This window comes from Peribacillus sp. FSL P2-0133, from assembly GCF_037975445.1.
GTDB classification, from domain to species: domain Bacteria; phylum Bacillota; class Bacilli; order Bacillales; family DSM-1321; genus Peribacillus; species Peribacillus simplex_E.
This window is the reverse complement of the sequence record NZ_CP150254.1, coordinates 1,168,618-1,188,124: the sequence shown is the minus strand read 5'-3', so window position 1 is coordinate 1,188,124 and position 19,507 is coordinate 1,168,618. Positions and strand designations below refer to the sequence as shown.

Annotated in this window: 21 protein-coding genes and 1 riboswitch; of the genes, 7 read left to right on the top strand and 14 right to left on the bottom strand. The window is 41.0% G+C overall.

Annotated features, from left to right (window positions below; genetic code table 11):
• Window positions 1–46: 46 nt before the first annotated feature.
• The 4 genes from MKY17_RS05695 to MKY17_RS05680 all read right to left on the bottom strand — a co-directional run bounded on the left by MKY17_RS05695 (window position 47) and on the right by MKY17_RS05680 (window position 2,477).
• On the bottom strand, window positions 47–676 hold the full coding sequence (locus MKY17_RS05695) for a DedA family protein (RefSeq protein ID WP_339202316.1): 630 nt from the start codon (window positions 674–676) through the stop codon (window positions 47–49).
• A gap of 163 nt (window positions 677–839) precedes the next feature.
• Complete coding sequence (locus MKY17_RS05690) at window positions 840–1,004, bottom strand: Lmo0850 family protein (RefSeq protein ID WP_179891125.1); 165 nt, start codon at window positions 1,002–1,004, stop codon at window positions 840–842.
• A 92-nt stretch (window positions 1,005–1,096) separates the two neighbouring features.
• Window positions 1,097–1,810 (bottom strand): FixH family protein, encoded by a 714-nt coding sequence (locus MKY17_RS05685; protein WP_098372553.1) that lies wholly within the window; start codon window positions 1,808–1,810, stop codon window positions 1,097–1,099.
• A 94-nt stretch (window positions 1,811–1,904) separates the two neighbouring features.
• Window positions 1,905–2,477: a YitT family protein gene (locus MKY17_RS05680; protein ID WP_311608592.1), complete on the bottom strand. Its 573-nt coding sequence runs from the start codon at window positions 2,475–2,477 to the stop codon at window positions 1,905–1,907.
• Between the two features lie 615 nt (window positions 2,478–3,092).
• Between MKY17_RS05680 and MKY17_RS05675 the strand changes: the two genes are divergently transcribed.
• Window positions 3,093–4,445, top strand: a complete 1,353-nt coding sequence (locus tag MKY17_RS05675; RefSeq protein ID WP_098372554.1) for a hemolysin family protein — start codon at window positions 3,093–3,095, stop codon at window positions 4,443–4,445.
• Window positions 4,446–4,791: 346 nt separating this feature from the next.
• Here the strand turns inward: MKY17_RS05675 and ytvI are convergent, their stop codons facing one another.
• A complete protein-coding gene (gene ytvI, locus MKY17_RS05670; protein ID WP_179891126.1) occupies window positions 4,792–5,835 on the bottom strand; it encodes a sporulation integral membrane protein YtvI in 1,044 nt (347 codons plus the stop codon).
• Window positions 5,836–5,963: 128 nt separating this feature from the next.
• Here ytvI and MKY17_RS05665 point away from each other — a divergent pair, with 128 nt between their 5' ends.
• Together MKY17_RS05665 and MKY17_RS05660 are read left to right on the top strand one after the other, a co-directional pair.
• A complete protein-coding gene (locus MKY17_RS05665; protein WP_098372640.1) occupies window positions 5,964–6,167 on the top strand; it encodes a hypothetical protein in 204 nt (67 codons plus the stop codon).
• A 350-nt stretch (window positions 6,168–6,517) separates the two neighbouring features.
• Window positions 6,518–6,937 (top strand): MarR family winged helix-turn-helix transcriptional regulator, encoded by a 420-nt coding sequence (locus MKY17_RS05660; protein WP_098372555.1) that lies wholly within the window; start codon window positions 6,518–6,520, stop codon window positions 6,935–6,937.
• A gap of 68 nt (window positions 6,938–7,005) precedes the next feature.
• Here the strand turns inward: MKY17_RS05660 and MKY17_RS05655 are convergent, their stop codons facing one another.
• A complete protein-coding gene (locus tag MKY17_RS05655) occupies window positions 7,006–8,397 on the bottom strand; it encodes a PLP-dependent aminotransferase family protein (protein ID WP_098372556.1) in 1,392 nt (463 codons plus the stop codon).
• 103 nt (window positions 8,398–8,500) lie between these two features.
• On the opposite strand from MKY17_RS05655, the gene MKY17_RS05650 reads away from it, so the two are divergent.
• Entirely contained in the window at window positions 8,501–9,079 is a 579-nt protein-coding gene (locus MKY17_RS05650; protein ID WP_098372557.1) for a GNAT family protein, read from the top strand.
• A gap of 264 nt (window positions 9,080–9,343) precedes the next feature.
• Here the strand turns inward: MKY17_RS05650 and MKY17_RS05645 are convergent, their stop codons facing one another.
• Both MKY17_RS05645 and MKY17_RS05640 read right to left on the bottom strand, forming a co-directional pair.
• Entirely contained in the window at window positions 9,344–9,799 is a 456-nt protein-coding gene (locus MKY17_RS05645; protein WP_098372641.1) for a GNAT family N-acetyltransferase, read from the bottom strand.
• 17 nt (window positions 9,800–9,816) lie between these two features.
• Entirely contained in the window at window positions 9,817–10,833 is a 1,017-nt protein-coding gene (locus MKY17_RS05640) for a nitronate monooxygenase (RefSeq protein WP_286177159.1), read from the bottom strand.
• 140 nt (window positions 10,834–10,973) lie between these two features.
• On the opposite strand from MKY17_RS05640, the gene MKY17_RS05635 reads away from it, so the two are divergent.
• Complete coding sequence (locus MKY17_RS05635; protein ID WP_098372558.1) at window positions 10,974–11,939, top strand: rhodanese-related sulfurtransferase; 966 nt, start codon at window positions 10,974–10,976, stop codon at window positions 11,937–11,939.
• Between the two features lie 312 nt (window positions 11,940–12,251).
• On the opposite strand, the gene MKY17_RS05630 is transcribed toward MKY17_RS05635, so the two are convergent.
• Together MKY17_RS05630 and MKY17_RS05625 are read right to left on the bottom strand one after the other, a co-directional pair.
• On the bottom strand, window positions 12,252–12,884 hold the full coding sequence (locus MKY17_RS05630) for a superoxide dismutase family protein (protein WP_098372559.1): 633 nt from the start codon (window positions 12,882–12,884) through the stop codon (window positions 12,252–12,254).
• Window positions 12,885–13,052: 168 nt separating this feature from the next.
• Window positions 13,053–14,360, bottom strand: a complete 1,308-nt coding sequence (locus MKY17_RS05625) for a citrate:proton symporter (protein ID WP_098372560.1) — start codon at window positions 14,358–14,360, stop codon at window positions 13,053–13,055.
• 201 nt (window positions 14,361–14,561) lie between these two features.
• Between MKY17_RS05625 and MKY17_RS05620 the strand changes: the two genes are divergently transcribed.
• Window positions 14,562–15,773: an MFS transporter gene (locus tag MKY17_RS05620; RefSeq protein ID WP_098372561.1), complete on the top strand. Its 1,212-nt coding sequence runs from the start codon at window positions 14,562–14,564 to the stop codon at window positions 15,771–15,773.
• 427 nt (window positions 15,774–16,200) lie between these two features.
• Window positions 16,201–16,291, top strand: a riboswitch (cyclic di-GMP riboswitch).
• 571 nt (window positions 16,292–16,862) lie between these two features.
• On the opposite strand, the gene MKY17_RS05615 is transcribed toward MKY17_RS05620, so the two are convergent.
• The 4 genes from MKY17_RS05615 to MKY17_RS05600 all read right to left on the bottom strand — a co-directional run bounded on the left by MKY17_RS05615 (window position 16,863) and on the right by MKY17_RS05600 (window position 17,686).
• Window positions 16,863–17,054: a hypothetical protein gene (locus tag MKY17_RS05615; RefSeq protein WP_098372563.1), complete on the bottom strand. Its 192-nt coding sequence runs from the start codon at window positions 17,052–17,054 to the stop codon at window positions 16,863–16,865.
• Between the two features lie 52 nt (window positions 17,055–17,106).
• Window positions 17,107–17,229 carry a hypothetical protein gene (locus MKY17_RS05610; protein ID WP_260398020.1) on the bottom strand — a complete coding sequence of 41 codons (123 nt, stop codon included), beginning with the start codon at window positions 17,227–17,229 and terminating at the stop codon, window positions 17,107–17,109.
• A 105-nt stretch (window positions 17,230–17,334) separates the two neighbouring features.
• A complete protein-coding gene (locus tag MKY17_RS05605) occupies window positions 17,335–17,526 on the bottom strand; it encodes a hypothetical protein (protein WP_098372564.1) in 192 nt (63 codons plus the stop codon).
• Complete coding sequence (locus tag MKY17_RS05600; protein ID WP_179891128.1) at window positions 17,516–17,686, bottom strand: hypothetical protein; 171 nt, start codon at window positions 17,684–17,686, stop codon at window positions 17,516–17,518. Before MKY17_RS05600 ends, MKY17_RS05605 begins: the two co-directional genes overlap by 11 nt.
• 310 nt (window positions 17,687–17,996) lie before the next feature.
• Here MKY17_RS05600 and MKY17_RS05595 point away from each other — a divergent pair, with 310 nt between their 5' ends.
• Complete coding sequence (locus MKY17_RS05595) at window positions 17,997–19,454, top strand: SulP family inorganic anion transporter (protein WP_098372565.1); 1,458 nt, start codon at window positions 17,997–17,999, stop codon at window positions 19,452–19,454.
• Window positions 19,455–19,507 lie beyond the last annotated feature (53 nt).

Sequence of the window (19,507 nt, the reverse complement as noted above, 5' to 3'; positions counted from 1 at the left end):
ACAGCCACGTAAAAGGTGATTTTACGTGGCTGTTTTTTCGATTTGTTTATTTATCGGGAAACCTTCCCATTTTTTTGACCGTTACGATTGGAGGAGTGCTCTTTTTTTTCCATAAGATATACAGCATGATAAAGATAAAGGAAAAACCAGCAGCCGGAATTAGATAAGGTTCAGTTATTTCCCGGATTTGCTGCCAATTCTCGCCGAGGACCCTTCCTAGGGTCAGGAACAATATGGTCCAAGGTATGACAGCCGCAACCGTATAAAATATAAACTTCCATACGGACATCCTAGCAATTCCGGCAGGGATGGAAATAGCATGGCGAACCACTGGAATGAATCGAGCCGTAAAAATCACGCCTACGCCATACCTTTGAAACCACTCTTCAGCATTTATAATATGATTTTCTTTTATTAAAATATATTTTCCATACTTCAAGAGAAAGGGCCGTCCTCCATAATAACCAGCCCAATAGAGAAACAGTTGTGCCATCGTCCCGCCTGCCACGCCTGCAAGAACAGCTCCCCAAAAATTCATTTTCCCCAGGCCGACCACATAACCACCGTATCCTAGAACAAGCTCACTCGGGATGATTTCAACCATAAGCCCCAATAAAATCCCCATATATCCCATTTCCACAAACCAATTCAATATCGTCATAATAAGCTGTGATATCATGCTATCGGACTCCCCTTACCGCTAATTTCAAATTGTTTGTCCTTCTATCCTATTTCAGCTCATAACGTTCTATTCGGTTTTTCATATCCAGTTTCACAATGCATCACATTTAGGAATGCACAAAAAAAGACCAGCTGATATATACTCCGGTCTCATTGCATCAATATTCTTTTAGCTCCCGTTTTTGGGAAAATTGAGAAAAAACAGCTGTGGTGAGTAAGGATGAATCATTTTGCGAAACATTAGTGAAAATCTCCTGGCGTGATTTCGTTTTTTCAATATGAATCCCGAGATTTTTATACTTGTTGATTATTTGATTGTTCATGCTTACCCTCCCTTTCTGCTGTACCGTTATCCTTTAACTTCCCATTTAACTAAAGGATAAAACCTGTTTAAACAATTCGCTCCAAAAAACAATCAATTGACTTGAATGGTTTGCAGTTGATGTTCATGCACTTCGTCTTTTTCAACATGTACCTGCACCTTATAGGTTCCCGATTCTTCGAAAGATACCTTATTTAGATATGTTCCATCTCCATCTTCTTCAGCTTTGGTGAAATGACTCTCTTCGCTGCCTTCCTTCCACACCTCGAAATTCACATCTGCATTTGTCAGTGGCTTCCCATTCAATTCAACTGTCGCTTCAAAGTCCGAACTGTTTCCTGCCTTTACAGGTTTACTTTGAAACTCGATGGATACATCCGTACTTGGATGAACCGATGCGCCTTCACTTTCATGTTCTGGAACGACAACTTCTTTTTCAGGCATTACATGAAGGCCTTTGGCCGTTACATGGGAGACTACAATATATTTGCCTTGTTCTTCAAAAGTATGCATCACTTGATACATGCCACTTCCAGTATTCTTTGCTTCAAGCATTTCCCGTTTATCCTGCCCTGACTTTCTCACTTCAAACAGTACCTCATCTGCTTCATTCACCAATTGGCTACCCTGTTTCACTTTCGTTTCAAGAATGACTTCTTTTCCTGGCTCCAATTTGCCTTTAATGACAATTGATGCATCCATCGATTCTGGAACAGCACTGTTCACTTCCTTATCCTCTGGCATTTCAGACTCTTGACAACCTGCCAGCATAACTAACAACGCAGTAAACATATAGAGTTTTTTCATATGAACTTTCCTTTACTATTTATTAGACTAAAAATCTGTCCTTTTCATATTGCCCATCCTTTCCTTTTTTCAGATTTTTATACATCATTTAACATTAAATAGTTCGCATCACGGTGACTGAGGTCAGCATGGCTACCGCAATTATCGTTAAAAATGAATATAAAAAGATTGAAGTCCCCACAACATTCAATCCGCAAAGAAGTACGCATCCATCAATTATAAAAATCAGCAAACCTACATTGAATCCGCTCTTCCTGGATAGGATCTGCGCCAGCATATCCGTTCCGCCTGTTGATGTCCCATACCGAAGCATCAAGCCGATTCCTAATCCAATCAAACCTCCCCCGATCATCGCACTTACATAAATGGGAAGATTCCATCCGATGACAGCGTCGGAAAAAATATCGATGCATAAAGAGGAAAAAAGCAGGCCATGCAAGCTGTTCAGGAATAATTTCTTTTCAAAGTACCAAGCATATATATATAATGGAATGCTGCTCAAAATCACACCCAGGCCTGTCGGAAGTCCTATATAGTAATGAAAAATCAGCCCAATCCCTATCATGCCGCCATCCAATAAATGATAAGGTATCAGGAAAAAATTGATTCCCACGCCTACAAGCATGCTGCCGGCAATGATCGCTGCCATCCTTTCCATGATTTTCATGGCTGCCACCCCCTTTAATCTGCATTTAGAACTTGTCTTGGACTCTATAGAATATGTATGAACCATCGAAAAAATAATGAAACTGACCAATTTTTTATGAAACCGCCTATAATTTTCTGAATATTCTATAATATCATACAATAAAGTAGAGAAAACAGTCAAAAACAGCTAATTATTAGCTCAAACTGATCCTTTACAAGCAATTTACCGGATTTATGGTGCCGGAAGCTATTTGACTGAATGATTAACTCTTTCTATAATGAAAGTATTTAAATTAATTAGATTGAGGTGATTTGATGGGGCATTAAAGAATGTTCGTTTTGACAGGCGGACGCTGATTTGCGTAATGGATATGTGCATCCTATTGAAAAATGGCTGCACTCCTTCAGACAGAAATTCTTCTATTTCCCGTCTACGCATCGCCAATCGGCATATACTATTATTCTCTTCATCACTTAAAGAAATGGGAGTTCAAGCGGCTGGACATCAATTACCACAGCCACTTTGAATGATTCCCGATAATATTCAGCACGGCAAAAAAAATATACTTGTATATTTTAAAAATGTAGGAGGTGTACTCCTTATTCGTCTCGAAGGCGAGTTAAGGGAGACTATTTGGACATAATAAACTTGGTTCTTATTGCCATTTTAATTGCTTTAACAGCATTTTTTGTAGCTACGGAGTTTGCGATTGTTAAAGTGAGAAGCACGAGGGTCGATCAATTAATTGAAGAAGGAAAGCCGAATGCTCTTTCAGCAAAGAAAGTCATATCCAACCTGGATGAATACCTTTCAACATGCCAGCTCGGAATTACCGTTACCGCTCTAGGGCTTGGGGTGCTTGGGGAACCGACAGTTGAAAGGATTTTGCACCCACTCTTGAATCAATTGAATCTTCCAAATTCAGCTTCACATGCACTCTCGGTTGCAATTGCCTTTTCTTTAATTACTTTCATACATGTGGTTGTTGGGGAATTGGCACCAAAAACATTGGCGATTCAAAAAGCGGAGCAAGTAACTTTATTGGTTTCCAAACCTTTAATTGCTTTTAACAAAATCATGTATCCTTTCATCTGGGTACTGAATGGCTCTGCAAGGACGCTTACAAGAATGCTAGGATTAAAAGCAGTTTCCGAACATGATTTGGCTCATACAGAAGAAGAGCTTCGTATCATTGTTTCCGAAAGCTACAAAAGTGGCGAAATTAACCAATCAGAGTTTAAATATGTGAATAAAATTTTTGAATTCGATGATCGGATTGCAAAAGAAATCATGGTTCCACGTACAGAAATTGCAACGGTTTCCAAAGATGATACGATTCAACAGTTTTTCACCGTCATGGCGGAAGAGAACTTTACACGATATCCTGTCATTGACGGAGATAAAGACCATGTTATCGGAATGGTCAATATAAAAGAGCTATTCACTGAAATGATAGACAGGAACAATCAGGCAGCATCAACGATCCAACGATATGTTCGTCCGATCATCCGTGTCATTGACAGTATCCCAATTCACGATTTACTTTTAAAAATGCAAAAGGAGCGCATCCACATGGCTATCCTCATGGATGAATACGGCGGTACGTCAGGTTTGGTGACCGTTGAAGATATCCTTGAAGAAATCGTTGGCGATATCCGCGATGAGTTCGACCTGGATGAAGTTCCAGATGTCCGCAAATTAAAAGAAGATCACTACATCATCGATGCCAAGGTATTAGTCAGTGAAGTGAATGATTTACTTGGATTGGATATCAATGACGAAGATATTGATACGATGGGCGGATGGATCCTTACCGAGAATTACGAGGCCAAACAAGGTGATATCCTGACTTATGGTCCCTATAACTTTAGGATAAAAGAAATGGAAGATCACCATATTCGTTATATTGAAATATACAAACAAGCAAAAGTCGTAAGCGAAGTAAAAGAATTCCCGATAATATCACAAACTGAAATCGTTTCATGATAATAACCCCCGTTCCTAATTGACAATAGGAGCGGGGGTTATTTTTTTCCAACTGGTACATGAAATGAAATAAAAACATATTATATAAAACCTGCTTCATTTAACATTGAATGATTACATGAAGTATAGTTCTACCTTTATTGTTTCATACTGTTAGAAAAGCGATACTTTTTGAAGGAGTGAGGAATCATGAAACTCATAACCATTTGCCAACACTGCAAAGGGAAAGGGAAAACCCGCTATCTGCAATTCTTTTCCCGGGACTGCAATCATTGTAACGGTCAAGGTAAAGCTGTAAAGGATATGTCAAATTTAAGAAATCAGGCAAAAAACATCTAATAATCTTTCATATTTTGAAGTTGGGTTTGATGACACCTGCCCTCTTTAGCGTATCATAAACAATCAGTATCGAAGGTCCAAGGAAAAGCCCGATGAAACCAAGCATTTTAAACCCTAAATAAAGGCTGACCAAAGATGCCAATGGGCTCAATCCCATATTTGCTGAATAGATTTTCGGTTCGATGGTCCTTCTTACGATGGTAATGACCAGGAATAGGATGATGAGGCCAACACCTAGATGATGGTTTCCTTGAGCCCAAACAATTACTGCCCAAGGAACCAGTACAGATCCCGTCCCCAAGATAGGAAGAATGTCCACAACTACTATTAACAATGCCAATGGAATTGTATACTTCACATTTAATAACCACAGTCCTCCATAAGCCATGATGAAAGTTATTAAACTCAAAAGGATTTGTGCCTTGATGAAGCCTACGGCTGCCATACTTAAATCTTGATAAACTAGCGAAATCTTTTGATAAGTGGATGTCTTTAAATAAAGGACTGCCTTTTTTCTTAACTTAGGCAATTCAAGACTAAATAAGAATAAAGCGATTAAATAAATTAAAAAGTCAATGAAAAATCCGGGAATGAGTGTAACGAACTGAACCATATCCTGAACAAAGCCCTCTGTGAACCCCTCTAAAGCCCTGACTCCCTTTTCCATCGTTTGTTCAATGGACTGTATGAGATTTGGCGGCAACGTTTGGGAATACCTTTCCCATTGCCTAATGACTGGCAATATAGCCGTCAAATACACTTCACGTATGAAACCAGGAAATTCCTCCGAATAGATAATGACCTTCTTGATTAATACCGAAAAGGAAAAATAAGTGATGCTCATAAGCCCGCCTACATATAGAGCAAACGAAATCAATACTGCCCAAAAGCGATGCAGCTTTGCCGTTTCACTAATCATGCGGACCAATCCATCCAAAAGAATGGCGGTAAGCAATGCTAAAATCAAAGCCCATGAATAGGGAATGACGATTAATATGCCTAAAAGGAGAATACCTCTCCAAAACCAACGGAAAAAGACGGCGACATTCACTGAACAAACCCTCCTTGCACTTTCCTGTTCTCCTTATATTTATGAAATGGGGTCACATATATTTCGCTTATACGTTTTATTTTCTCAATAAGGGGAAAAAGAGATACAAAGAGATGGAGGGATTGACATTGGATAATAAAGATAAAGAAAAGTATCTTGAGGAACGTAATGATAAATCCAAGGCATTCAAGAAAGATCAGGAAAAACAGCTGGAACGTGATCAAGTGGTCATGCCCATTGATGATTTACCAATTGATGAAATAAAATATGAACGACAAGAAGAACGAAATAAAAAAGAAACAAAGCACCGCTCCACCAGCGAGAGGGTTTAACCAAAAACCAGCCACTTTAGAGGCTGGTTTTTGGTTGCAGAATAATTGCATTCAGCTTCAAGGTGATGTGTCGTATTGACTTTTACCAATTCTCGGCGGCACTTTGGTACCTGCTAATAGAACATTTGAAGAAAATATATTTTTGCCATCATATATTAAGGTCCCTCTTGTAATTTTTTGAAAATTCAGTACAATTGGACTCTCCCATAATTCATTCGCATTGCCGGAATCCCCCCTCTCCTGCTTTACTTCCAAAAATAAACATTGACTGAAAAAAATGATTCTTTACAATAGACTTTTAAGAATTAAAGAATATAATGGACTGGTCGACCATTATAAAGGAGAATCATATGACGAACCCTACTCAATTATTTCATCAATATTTACAAGTATCGAGATCATTAGTCAGCAAAATGAATGAACAAATTACAGCCCTTGAAATTTACCATAATCAGTGGACAATCCTCAATTATTTAAAGAACTGTGGATATTCCACAATTCCCGATATTTGCAGTTACTTGGATGTTGATAGTGTTATCATCACACGTTCGGTCAACAGCATGGAACAGAATAATATGATTAAACAAGTTCCTGGAAAAGATGAACAGGAAAAACGAATCGAACTGACTTCCCGGGGAAAAGAAGTACATACAAAATGTCTTAAGATTGCAGAAAAAATCGAAGGAAAAGCCCTGGAAGGCATTACTGAGGAAGAACAGGAAATATTTTTCCAGACGGTCCTTAAAATCCTCAATAATATAAGAAACTAAAATGGATACCTTATATCATTGTTGAATAAGTGTAAATCAAGGCCTTTTCCTTATTTTTTCGCACCAAGCTATAGCCATGCCATTTTTAAAAGTCGGATTCCCGCTTTGATTTCCTTTTCGGTTAAACCACCGTACCCAATCAAAATAGTCGGATCTTTCACATTCTTAGAATGATAAACCGAAGTTGGGCGGACTTTAACCCCAACACTGGCTGCCTTTTGAATGAGCTCTGCCTCACTGCTGCCGTTTTTTACTTTTAAAAGAACGTGCAATCCTGACTTTTCACCGATTACGGCTACACGATCATGGAAGCTCTCTTCTATTTCATTCAGCAGCACCTTATTTTTTTTACGATAAATCGTTCGCATTTTATTTAGATGGCGTTCCCAATGTCCATTTTTCATAAAAAGACAGAGCGTTTCCTGAATCAGTCTGGAAACGGTCTGTTTATATCCAATTAACTTCTCCTGATAGCGGCAAGCCAGCTCCATGGGTAACACCATGAATCCCACCCTGATTGATGGGATGAGCGACTTTGAAAAAGTGCCTAGGTAGATGACCGTTCCCTTTGTGTCCAACCCCTGCAAGGACGGAATCGGTTTACCTGAATGTCGGAATTCCCCGTCATAATCATCTTCAATGATATAACCTTTTTTTCCCACTGCCCAATTCAGCAATTCCACCCTTCTAGTTATCGGCATGATCATACCGGAAGGAAATTGATGGGAAGGAGTGACATAGGCAACATTCGCGGCACTCTCTTTCAAGGAGTCCACACTCATTCCACTTTCATCCAAGGGTATGAATGCCATATCCGCTTCCTCCAACCTCAGTACCTCCCTTACTCGATGAAAGCCAGGGTCTTCCAACCCAAATACCCGCTCATTTCCAAGAAGTAACCGCAGCAGATGGATGAAATACTGGGTACCTGCCCCAATGATGATTTGATCAGCCCCGCAGCGAACTCCTCTCGATTGAAATAGATAGGATGAGATCTCAGACCGGAGCCCCCATTCCCCTTGAGGATCACCGCTCATGAACATTTCCCTTTCCTGTAGATACAATGTATTGTTCAAGCATTTTTTCCACACGGCATGCGGGAAAGAATCCACGTCCACCCGTCCATGATTGAAATCTATCTCATTTCTTTCATTCGGAGGGCACATCATCCCTTCTTTTACAGGCAAAGGCTCATTCAAAGGTGAGATCGGCTCTAAATCGGCTACGTAATAACCTTTCCTTAATTGACTTTCCACATATCCTTCTGCCATCAACTGCTGATAAGCCGTATCCACTGTATTTAGGCCTATCCCTAAATGCAAAGCTAGTTTTCGTTTAGAAGGCAGCTTCATTCCGGCCTTTATTTGTCCATTCTGTATTTCCTTAATAAAGTATTTATACAATTGGACATATAAAGCTTCTTTATTCGTTTTATCTAAGTTTAGAGTGATTTCAAACATTTGGTCCTCCTTCAAACTGGTTCCATAAATTATATCAGCGTTGGCCCTTATTGCAGGACCAGAATATTTTTATAATGAAGATATCAATCAAGAGGAGGAGACTATGGAACATATCGAATTATTCGGGAAACACGTGATACTCACCCCGATGATGGATCATCATATCGAACCGCTTTACACCGCTTCCCTGCCAACTGAAATATGGGAATGGAGCGCAACAAAAATTTTGTCATATGACGAGGCGATTTCCTATGTAAAGGATGGCATTCGAGCAAGGGAACAGGAACTTCATCATCCATTTGTCGTTATCGATCAGACTGATGATTCGATAGTTGGCAGCACGAGCTTAAGAAATATTCAATTTCATAATCAATCCCTGGAAATCGGTGCGACTTGGTATCATCCCGACAAATGGCGGACAGCCATTAACACAGAATGTAAGTACCTGCTATTGCAGCATGCTTTTGAAAAGTGGAAAATGAAACGGGTTGAATTCAGGACGGACGAATGCAATAAAAGATCGCGTGCAGCAATAACCAGGCTCGGCGCCCTAGAAGAAGGCATTTTGAGAATGGAGAAAAAACTGCAAGATGGAAGGATTAGGAACACGGTGGTCTACAGTATTCTCGAGCATGAATGGCCCAGTGTGAAAAGGAATTTGGAAGCCTTTTTGAAAAGGTGAAGATATGAAAAAGAGTGCCGTTGTTTTGCACTCTTTTTCTCTTGCTGCTATCTTTCATGTGAGTCTTTATTAATCTCCGATAAAAAATCCTTTTGCCTTTTTGTTGATCGAATGAATATGAAAACGCCAAGCGCAAATAAAAACGGCATTAGTAAAGCAAAAAGAAGATAAATCATATCTCCAATGAACAAGTTCATTCCCCTAAGCAATGCGACGCGCACTTTTGTCTGTAAAGCTTTTCAGTCAAACTTGGATGATCATTGCTTAGTCTAAACTTTGTGACATGCGAATCATATCCTGACATTGAATCCCATTTTCATAAATGGCCTCGGAATAGTTTCTATTAAAAAAATCCCGATCGACCCCAGTTATTCTAAAACCGCATTTTTGGTAAAGGGCAAGCTGCCCTATCCCCGAATTTCCCGTGCCGATTTCAATCGTTTTATATCCCTGTTCCCTTGCATGGCCTATGGCGTGTTCAATCAATTGCCTGCCGATTCCTCTTCCATGGTGCCGTTCATCCACCGCGATGTTCATTATCTCTATCAGTTTTGGACCTTTTTGCAGTAAAACATAAACACCGATCATTCGCTCCTCAGTCACGGCAACAAAGCATGTTCCGCTTCCCAAGTATTCCTCGACCAATTCCCTTGAAGGATCTGCCAAAAGCAATAAATGCATCGGCGGTGGCTCATCCATGAATAATTCCCTTATCTCCATCTCCATCCAAACCCTTCTCATTTTAGTTCTTCTACAAGAAGTTCAACCAATTCCGATGCGGGAAGTTCCCTGCTCACCCTATATCCTTGTCCTGCCCACAAAGCCATCAATTCAGGATTGTTTTTTTGTCCAGCCACTTTTCGCATTTGCTTTGTCATGTGATGGACATAAGGATAGGCGACTGGTGCAACGCCATCATATTCGGTTATAAAGTGATTCACCAACCCGCGTGCCCTCCGGCCGCTGAAGGCTCGGGTAATAGAGGTCTGGGTAAATCGGGGATTTCCTAGAGCTTCCTTATGGACGGGACTTGCCCCGCTTTCGGGACAGCGAAGGAAAGCTGTTCCCAATTGTGCCGCTGTTGCTCCCGCTTCGAGCACGGCTGCGATATCCTTTCCATGCATCAATCCACCCGCCGCAATGATCGGCAGGTTCAGCTCACCTTGTATCAACCGTATCAAAACTAAAAGACCGTAATCATCTTCTGTGCGGTTTTCAAAGCTGCCCCGGTGACCCCCTGCTTCAAACCCCTGTACACATAGTACATCCGCACCTCCTTCCGCCGCCCTTTTTGCTTCCTGAAGGTTGGTTACTGTCACGGCTATAAGGGAACCGACATTCTGGAGCTCCCTTATTACATCATCCGTTGGACATCCAAACGTAAAACTGACGACGGCGACCCCGGCCTCCTTCAATACCGTTATTTTATTTTCCCAATCATCGTCATCACTATCGGCTTTTCCAATCTCAGCCCCAACGCTCTCGGCCTCTTTTTCGATCTTTTCACGATAGGCAGATAATATATTTTCATCCACCGCCTCGTTGCCTGGCACAAAGACATTCACGCCAAAAGGGTGCTCAGTCAACTGACGGGTCTGCCCTATCTCGTCCTTCATCTCTTCTGCAGTCTTATAGCCAGCTGCGAGAAAGCCCAATCCTCCTGCATTGGATACTGAAGCCGCAAGCTTCGGGGTGGAAGCTCCTCCTGCCATCGGTGCTTGGATGATTGGATATCTCATTAAATCTTTCAACATTCCATACAACTCCTTTTGATTTTTCTTCATGCCCTTATCATTTTTACGTTTTCTTGATATAATGATTATCTGTAAGAGAAAAGTGTCTAAATGATCACCCTTTATATCTTGCAAATATAAAACATAGGTGGTAAATAAAAATGGAAACAAAACCATATAGAGTATTACTTTATTATTTGTATGTGCCCATCGAGAATCATGAAGAATTCGCAGCCGAGCATCTTGCGGCATGTAAAGTACTTGAATTGAAAGGCCGTATCTTGGTGGCAGCAGAAGGTATCAACGGAACAGTTTCTGGTACGATCGAACAAACCAACAAATATATGGACATGATGAAAAGCGACCCCCGCTTTGCCGATATCGTGTTTAAAATAGATGAAGCTGACGGCCATGCTTTCAAAAAAATGCATGTTCGTCCACGAAATGAACTTGTAACGCTTCGTTTGGAAGAAGACATCAACCCGAACCGGACGACAGGCAAATACTTGAGCCCGAAGGAGTTCTTCGAGCAAATGCAAGATGAAAATGCCATCGTCCTTGATGCCAGAAATGACTATGAATTTGATTTGGGACATTTCAGGGGTGCAATCAAGCCAGAAATCACGAATTTCCGTGAACTTCCGGATTGGGTCCAGGAAAATAAAGAAATGTTCGAAGGCAAAAAAATCCTAACGTATTGCACCGGCGGTATCCGATGTGAGAAATTCTCCGGCTGGCTTGTCGAAGAAGGCTTTGAAGATGTAAGCCAACTGCATGGCGGCATCGCAACATACGGAAAGGATCCCGAAGTCCAAGGTGAGCTTTGGGATGGTCAAATGTATGTATTCGATGAAAGGATTGCCGTACCTATCAATCAAAAAGAACATGTCATTGTCGGTCGAGACATTTATTCCGGCGAACCTTGCGAACGCTATGTTAATTGCGCTAACCCTGAATGCAACAAGAAAATCCTTTGCAGTGAAGAGAACGAGCACAAACATATGCGCAGCTGTACTCATGAATGCCGAGTGCATCCCCGTAACCGCTATGTAGTCGAGCATAACCTTTCTGAAGAAGAAGTGGCTGAGAGATTACAGCTAATCGAAGAAACCATTACCGCAAAATGATAAAGCAAACCCGAATCAGTGGACATGATCCCTATTCGGGTTTTTTTATTCTTTCAAAGTAAATCTTATTTTCCTATATTAAACCTATGCCTTGGGCTTCATCCCACTGCAAGAATTAACTATGATCTTTTAATACCATCTGCTTCTAATGCAATATTACTTACTCTCTTACTTCTATATCACAATAGAAAAAGCCTTCTTAAAACGTAAAAAGAAAAAATTCAGCTCTTTTAAGATTTTAGCGGTCAGCGGTTTTACCTTCAATAAAAAGAGCGATTCCTCTTTTGAAGAATCGCTCTTGCTTCATTAATGCTATTTTTCCTCTGCACTTACAACAATCCCGCAAGCTTGCCTATCGCCTGCATCACCAGTTTTCAAGGTATCTACATCAGGTCCTTTTTCTCCATTGGCTTCATAACGGTCAGGAATATTGGCAAAGTTGTCTGGATTCGCATGAACGATTACAGCCAACTCTTCTTTCTTCAGCTGGTCTATCGTCATGTTATCCAATGTTGCCGTATATTTGGCTGTCCCATCCTCTTTTACATATAAAGGGGGCATATCCCCTGCATGTTTAGAGTGCGTGTCATCAGTTGGATTAAAGTGTCCTCCCGCTGTAGTGAACGGGCCTTCCTTAGCATCCGGCTCACATACTGCGTTTTCGTGGACATGGAATCCATGATAGCCTGGCTCAAGGCCTTCCAAAGCGGTCTCGATCACTACAGTATTCTCTTCGGCGGTAAAGTTAACCGTCCCAAGTGTTTTACCTTCTACATCTTTAACTTCCGCTTTCACCTGCGGATCAACCCCTGTTTCTGTTCCTTGTCCCACTGTAGTCATTTCCTCGGCATCATTGTCGGACTGATTTGAGTCATCCGCTGAATTACATCCATACAGTAAAAGGGCAGCACATATTGGCAGCACAAGTTTTTGTTTATAGTTCATATAAACTCCCTCACTCTCTTATATGTATCTTCCTCTTATTACTTTCCACCATAATGGAAGAATAAACAGAAATCGGAATAAATAGGAAAATAGATTATACCGTGAGGGTGAACACCTTACTAAATTCACAGACAGGAATTTTGCATTATAGCTTAATGGGCTCACATTTTACAAAGTGATGACCCCAAAAGTAATCGCTGCAATCGTCATGATGATGGTTGTCCCAAATGCCCATTTAAACAGGAATTTTTGGTGATCCCCAAAATCCACGCCTACAAGGCCAATTAATATGAATGTTGCAGGCACCAATGGCGATAATGGGAACCCTGCGGTCGAATGGCCTAATAAAGCCGCCCTTCCGATTTCTACAGGAGCAATACCGAAGTTCGATGCAGTTTCACTTATTATTGGCAGAATACCAAAGTAATAGGCATCAGGTGAAAAAATGAACCCCATCGGAATGCTCGTCAACGCTACCACCAGTGGCAAATGTGCCCCGAGCCACTCTGGAATGACAGTTACGATTGAAGCCGCCATCGAGTCCATCATCTTTGTTTCTGTGAATACACCCGTAAAAATCCCTGCAGCGAAAATGAGTGTACAGATCATCACAAAACTATTGGCATGACTTAAAATCCTTTCCTGCTGTTCTTTTGGGTTCGGAAAGTTAACGAATAGTGCAATCGCAAAAGCAGTGGCAAATAAAATTTGGATCGGCAGCACTTCCATCACCAGCAAAACCATCAGTAAAATCGTCAAGAACCAATTAAACCAAAAAAGCTTGGATGTTCCTTTAGGTGCGGTTTCAACAGCTGCAGCCTGTTCACCCATACCAGGTTGCATGTTCGCCTCCACCGAACTGACTCCTAATCTCTCCCTTTCCTTTTTGCCAAGTACATATGCCGAAAAAAGCGTCCATAAAAGACCGCAAATCATGACCGGAATGAGAGGAATGAATAACTCCGATACTTCAACCTGAAGGCTCGCGGCCGCCCTGACCAAAGGACCTCCCCAAGGAATCATATTCATGACGCCAGCGGCTAAACCAACAACACAGGCCAATACGAGCCTGTTCATCCCTAATTTGATATAAAGCGGCAGCATGGCTGAAACGGTGATCATGAATGTGGAAGAACCGTCTCCGTCCAAACCTACCAACATGGTTATAATGGCGGTTGCCATGACAACCTTTAGCGGATCTCCTTTTACAAAACTGAGTATTTTAGCGATCATGGGCTCGAATAAACCAACGTCAATCATTAAACCAAAGTATAGAATGGCAAAAACGATCATGACTGCTGTCGGTGTCACCTTTAAAATACCCGCAACCATCATATCTCCCATTTCCGAGGCAAAGCCACCAATCAGACCAAATGCTATCGCAGTGAAGATAAAAGCGACAACCACTGATAAGCGTTTTGTGATGACTAAGACCAGAAACGTTAAAATCATGCAAAATCCTAAAATCGTCAACATGTTAAAAACTCCTTTAAATGAAAAAGTGAATACCTTTGTTTAATTTGATTTTTCTGAAAAATCAATATTTTCACATTATACCATTTGCATATTCATTAAAAAACCTGTAAAACAAATTCGTTTAATAAATTAGTTAAATTATGTATACTATTATTTAGGAACCCGAAGTTTTTTTCGGAGGAAAGAAGTGTTGAATGTAAAATGAATGATCATAAAATAGCTAAACGGAATCTTTTCATCATGTGGTTCGCCAATTTCTTCATAGGCGGGAGCATGACGATGGTTCTCCCATTCATATCCTTATACATTGGTACATTCGGAGATTATTCGACTCAATATATCCAGCATTGGTCCGGATGGACATTTGGAATCACTTTTGTGACTGCCTTTTTATTTTCTCCCATTTGGGGACGAATTGGTGATCGGTACGGCAGAAAAAAAATCTTGATTGCCTGTGCCTTTGGGATGGGGCTGTCCATTTTCTTGATGGGATTCGTTGAAAATGTTTGGCAGCTATTCGTCTTAAGGATGTTCACCGGAATATTCACTGGCTTCATTTCCATGTCACAGGCCTTCATATCAACGCAGACCCCTAAAGAAATTGCCGGACGTGTGCTGGGAACCTTGCAAACGGGAAATATAACCGGTTCCCTTTTCGGACCTTTGCTTGGCGGCCTGCTTGCAGACACACTCGGCTATTCAACCGCCTTTAAATTCACCTCCATCACCATTTTCATTTCTGGACTTCTTGTTTTTGCAACCAAGGAGTACCGAATGGAACGGCAGAAGGGAACAAAGTCGAGCTATACAAGCAGGGAGGTTCTATCGCATATCTTAAGGAATCCCATCCTAGTCAATGTCATGCTCATTTCGACACTTGTTCAAGTTGCCCACTTCAGCATTCAGCCCATTCTTTCTTTATATGTTGGCGAGCTGCATGGAACTTCCAATCTTGGATTTTATTCAGGTATCGCCTTTTCTGCAGCAGGCCTGGGGAATTTATTGATGGCGCGTCACTGGGGCAAGATAGGTGATCGTCATGGACATGTGAAGATTCTTGTGCTGCTTCTTTTTCTAACTGCTACTGTCTACTTGCCCGGTGCCTTCATCAATCATTTTTGGCAGCTTGTTTTGGTACGTTTCATACTTGGCATGGCAATAGGCGGCATCATCCCTGTAAGGATTGCCTACATTCGCCAGGAAGCTCCTGTCGCAATGCAGGGGGAAGTACTTGGGTACAATACGAGCCTGCGCTTTTTAGGCAATATCATTGGACCTGCGATGGGCGGAATGGTTGCTGGTTTCTACGGATTCTCCGCCGTTTTCATCACGACCAGCACGTTACTCCTCATAGCGGGACTTGTCCTCTATTTCGCGATGCACCGCAATCCGGAATTGGCAAGATCACATTAATCACACTTTGGCAAGAAAGCCTGCTTCCAGATGGAAGCAGGCTTTCTCATGTTTAATGCTCATACAGCTGTAGTGCTGGATACTTCTGGAACTGGATTTCGTTTCGGTCGTTTTCCGATACAGGCAGTGCGGCAAAAAACGAACAAGAGTCCTGCACTCATGAAAAAGGAATATTGGAAACTAGCTGCTGAACATGGTTTCCCAAGCTATAGGTACATAGCATACCAAAAGAGTCTCTTTCATTCGTACTTTTTGTACGAATCGAAGAGACCCTTTTGTATAACTAGCAACTAAAAAAGTACCCGTTCCAAACCTTTCTTCTCTATTTTCCTTTTGGACAATCCAGCTGATTGCTGTTGATACTTAATAAAAGGGGAAGGTTGGCCGCAGTCATAAACACTTCATAACGCATCAAATTTTATGTTAAGATTATTTTAGGCAAATTTTATGAAAGTAAAAGACGCAAAGCCACGGGCCTAACACAACATCTTAGTTGTCATGGCAGCCGGGCTGCCAAGATTTTTCTTGAATGGATCACTTATTATCAATTGCCCCTATTTAATTTGCCTAAAATTAAAAATAGGAGGGTTATATATGTTTTTTCCAACCATTTATTCAGCTACTACGGATGAGAGACACATAGTTAAAGATCAAAATACTTGTGCATGCGGCACAAGGTATAATGTATTCTCAATGTTGACCAGAAGCGACCTTCGAAAGATCAGGTTCAAGCATTATAAAGAAGTGACATGTCCTAAATGTAAATCAAGTATCATTGATAAGGAATAGCCTCTTAACACCGGGAGGGTTCCTACTCCAAAAACTTTGATAGAGCTGGCCTTTTCACCCTCACCACTTCTATGTATGTTGAAAAGGGAAGTTATTGTTCCGGTAACAATAGCCATCTTCCTCATGCCTCCCTACCCAGATTACACACAAAATCGAATAAAAAAAAGATCCTTTCAAGATCTTTTATCATTGCTATGTAAAGTGAATATGCGGCGGAATATAACTGGCTCGATTCATATAAATCATGCAGTTTATAAGCTCTACTCCGCTTCCCTTTTGATATTCCATCAACTGGGTCAATTATTTCTCAAGTAATAACTCGGCAAGTCCAGGATCTTTCAGGTTATTCAATAGCGTGTAGGAGCCCAATTCGTCAAAAATGGCCAAGACATTTTTCGGGAATCCATTTCGGGGAACATTATAAGCATGCATGGCCTGTTTGTAGTCATAATAATAATCGTCCAGCTTATTGGTGGTACCGCCCACCCTCATAGTATCGTCAAGGAAAGCTTCTTTAATATCGGATATTCACTAAGATAATGATTTATCCCTTCCCAGTATGAGGATGCGAGTTTATTTCCCTTTCCACCGGTATCATCAAAATCAGCATATCATCCCGTTTTGTCACGATGATTTCTTTATATTTAAGATAAAGCTGTTCTTTCATATGATCCCATTCCGAGGCTTTTTCCGCTTCTCGATCAGATTCGAATGGGCAGTAAGTGATTCCTCTTCCAGTTTCAAAACGGCAATCCGGTGTGGCCTGTATAGATCATTGTTCATCAATGACTATTTTAGCCTTATCTTCTATTTTCTCTTCAAACAATTTAGTTATGTAACTGTCCTTTACCTCTTCTTCGAAAATTTCCGGGGAACATTCACCTAGGTGAATGGGAAAAGAATCAGCAAAATGCGGCGAACCGCCTTTCCATACTTTTGGATATAAACGATCATCATCCCTCAATACGATCGCCACAAACCCACGAAAATTCTAATTGAAATGATTCCACCGTAAAATCCAATGTTTCTTGGATTGTATCGAATTTCACTAAATTTCTTGCAGTAAATCTTAAACGACTCTCAATCTTTTCCAATAGTTTCGTTCTTTTCTCACTCTTATTCATAGGAGTAACCCCCATTTTCATTCATAATAAAAGAATAATACTTTTAAATACAGAAAAATCTGAATCATGAAAGCGAAATTCATTCAGAAGGCTTTGGAAATTTTTTGCCCTTCCTTATTGGATGATGCCCACGCCATTTCTCCGGATTTCCTTTTTTAGGAATTTTAACTTCTTTCGCCAATGCTAAGAAATGAATAGCCCTCGGTTTGTCGTTAATATTATCCATATAGATAGAAAGAAGGACTCATGCTATAATTTAGTGCGTTAAAAAAGAAATGAACACACATAGATAGAAAGAAGGAGTGTTTCTTTGAATACATCTGGATATAAACAGGAATGGTTCGGCAACGTTAGAGGAGATGTCCTATCGGGAATTGTCGTTGCCTTGGCATTGATTCCGGAGGCGATTGCCTTTTCGATCATTGCTGGCGTTGACCCAATGGTTGGTCTATATGCCTCATTCTGCATTGCCATCGTCATCTCTTTTGTCGGCGGAAGGCCGGGAATGATATCGGCAGCCACTGGTGCAATGGCACTCGTCATGGTCGATCTTGTTAAAGATCATGGCTTGAACTATTTACTTGCTGCAACAATATTGACTGGTTTGCTGCAAATTTTACTAGGGGTTTTAAAAATCGGGAAATTAATGAAGTTCATACCGAAGCCGGTCATGACTGGTTTTGTGAATTCTTTAGCCATCTTGATTTTCACGGCACAGCTCACCCATTTCGTGGGCGAAACATGGATCATGTATGTCATGACAGCCGTTTCTTTAGCTATCATTTATCTTTTTCCGCTAATCACGAAAGTCATACCTTCACCACTTGTAGCAATCATATTCATGACGATCGTTGCAGTTACCACGGGGGCTACGGTGCGGACGGTTGGGGATATGGGGCAATTGACCGAAGCGCTTCCGATGTTCATGCTTCCAGATATCCCTTTGACCTTCGACACTTTGGCGATCATTTTCCCTTATTCCATAGCTCTTGCATTTGTTGGCCTGCTTGAATCATTATTGACAGCTCAAATAGTCGATGAGATGACTGACACGGACAGTAATAAAAATAAGGAAGCCAAAGGCCAGGGGATTTCGAATATCATTGCCGGATGCTTTGGCGGCATGGCAGGATGTGCGATGATCGGCCAATCCGGTATCAATATTAAATCGGGAGGAAGGGGCCGGCTCTCCACTTTTGTAGCTGGCGCTTTCCTTATGGTATTAATCGTGGTATTGAATGATGTCCTTATTAAAATCCCGATGGCTGCACTTGTCGCAGTCATGATCATGGTTTCAATCGGGACCTTTGACTGGTCTTCTCTAAAGAGGCTCGTTAAAGCTCCAAAGTCGGATGCAGCCGTGATGATCGTGACGGTCCTCATTGTCCTTTATACACATGATTTATCAAAAGGGGTATTCGCCGGAGTGCTCTTGAGCATGATTTTCTTTTCGGCTAAAATTTCTAAAGTGGCTGTAGAGAAAACGGAAGATGTCCAGGCTAAGAAAATCATTTATCATATCAGCGGGCAAATATTTTTCGCTTCTGTCCAGGACTTTGTTTCGAAGTTCGACTTCAAGGAAAAAGCCGATTCAATCGTCATCGACTTTTCCCATTCTAAAATCTGGGATGCTTCAGCAGTCGGTGCTGTTGATACGGTTGTTCTTAAATATCAGCTTCTGGGTATACCTGTCCAAGTGCAAGGACTCGATGAAGAAAGTTCGTTATTGCTTGAAAAACTCGCCACCTCAGAAAGTAAAATATCTTGAAGTTGTAAAATTTTGCTGAATAGAAACTTTTCAAACCGACAAAATAGATAACA

Bases quoted from the DNA above. Each gene is read 5' to 3' on its own strand.
- MKY17_RS05640 (WP_286177159.1), bottom strand. From the start codon at position 10,833: ATGTTGAAAGATTTAATGAGATATCCAATCATCCAAGCACCGATGGCA.
- MKY17_RS05615 (WP_098372563.1), bottom strand. From the start codon at position 17,054: ATGAGGGTGGGCGGTACCACCAATAAGCTGGACGATTATTATTATGAC.
- MKY17_RS05635 (WP_098372558.1), top strand. From the start codon at position 10,974: ATGGAAACAAAACCATATAGAGTATTACTTTATTATTTGTATGTGCCC.
- MKY17_RS05680 (WP_311608592.1), bottom strand. From the start codon at position 2,477: ATGAAAATCATGGAAAGGATGGCAGCGATCATTGCCGGCAGCATGCTT.
- MKY17_RS05625 (WP_098372560.1), bottom strand. From the start codon at position 14,360: ATGTTGACGATTTTAGGATTTTGCATGATTTTAACGTTTCTGGTCTTA.
- MKY17_RS05690 (WP_179891125.1), bottom strand. From the start codon at position 1,004: ATGAACAATCAAATAATCAACAAGTATAAAAATCTCGGGATTCATATT.
- MKY17_RS05645 (WP_098372641.1), bottom strand. From the start codon at position 9,799: ATGGAGATAAGGGAATTATTCATGGATGAGCCACCGCCGATGCATTTA.
- MKY17_RS05630 (WP_098372559.1), bottom strand. From the start codon at position 12,884: ATGAACTATAAACAAAAACTTGTGCTGCCAATATGTGCTGCCCTTTTA.
- MKY17_RS05620 (WP_098372561.1), top strand. From the start codon at position 14,562: ATGAATGATCATAAAATAGCTAAACGGAATCTTTTCATCATGTGGTTC.
- MKY17_RS05610 (WP_260398020.1), bottom strand. From the start codon at position 17,229: ATGAAAGAACAGCTTTATCTTAAATATAAAGAAATCATCGTGACAAAA.
- MKY17_RS05600 (WP_179891128.1), bottom strand. From the start codon at position 17,686: ATGAATAAGAGTGAGAAAAGAACGAAACTATTGGAAAAGATTGAGAGT.
- MKY17_RS05660 (WP_098372555.1), top strand. From the start codon at position 6,518: ATGACGAACCCTACTCAATTATTTCATCAATATTTACAAGTATCGAGA.
- MKY17_RS05685 (WP_098372553.1), bottom strand. From the start codon at position 1,810: ATGAAAAAACTCTATATGTTTACTGCGTTGTTAGTTATGCTGGCAGGT.
- MKY17_RS05655 (WP_098372556.1), bottom strand. From the start codon at position 8,397: ATGTTTGAAATCACTCTAAACTTAGATAAAACGAATAAAGAAGCTTTA.
- MKY17_RS05650 (WP_098372557.1), top strand. From the start codon at position 8,501: ATGGAACATATCGAATTATTCGGGAAACACGTGATACTCACCCCGATG.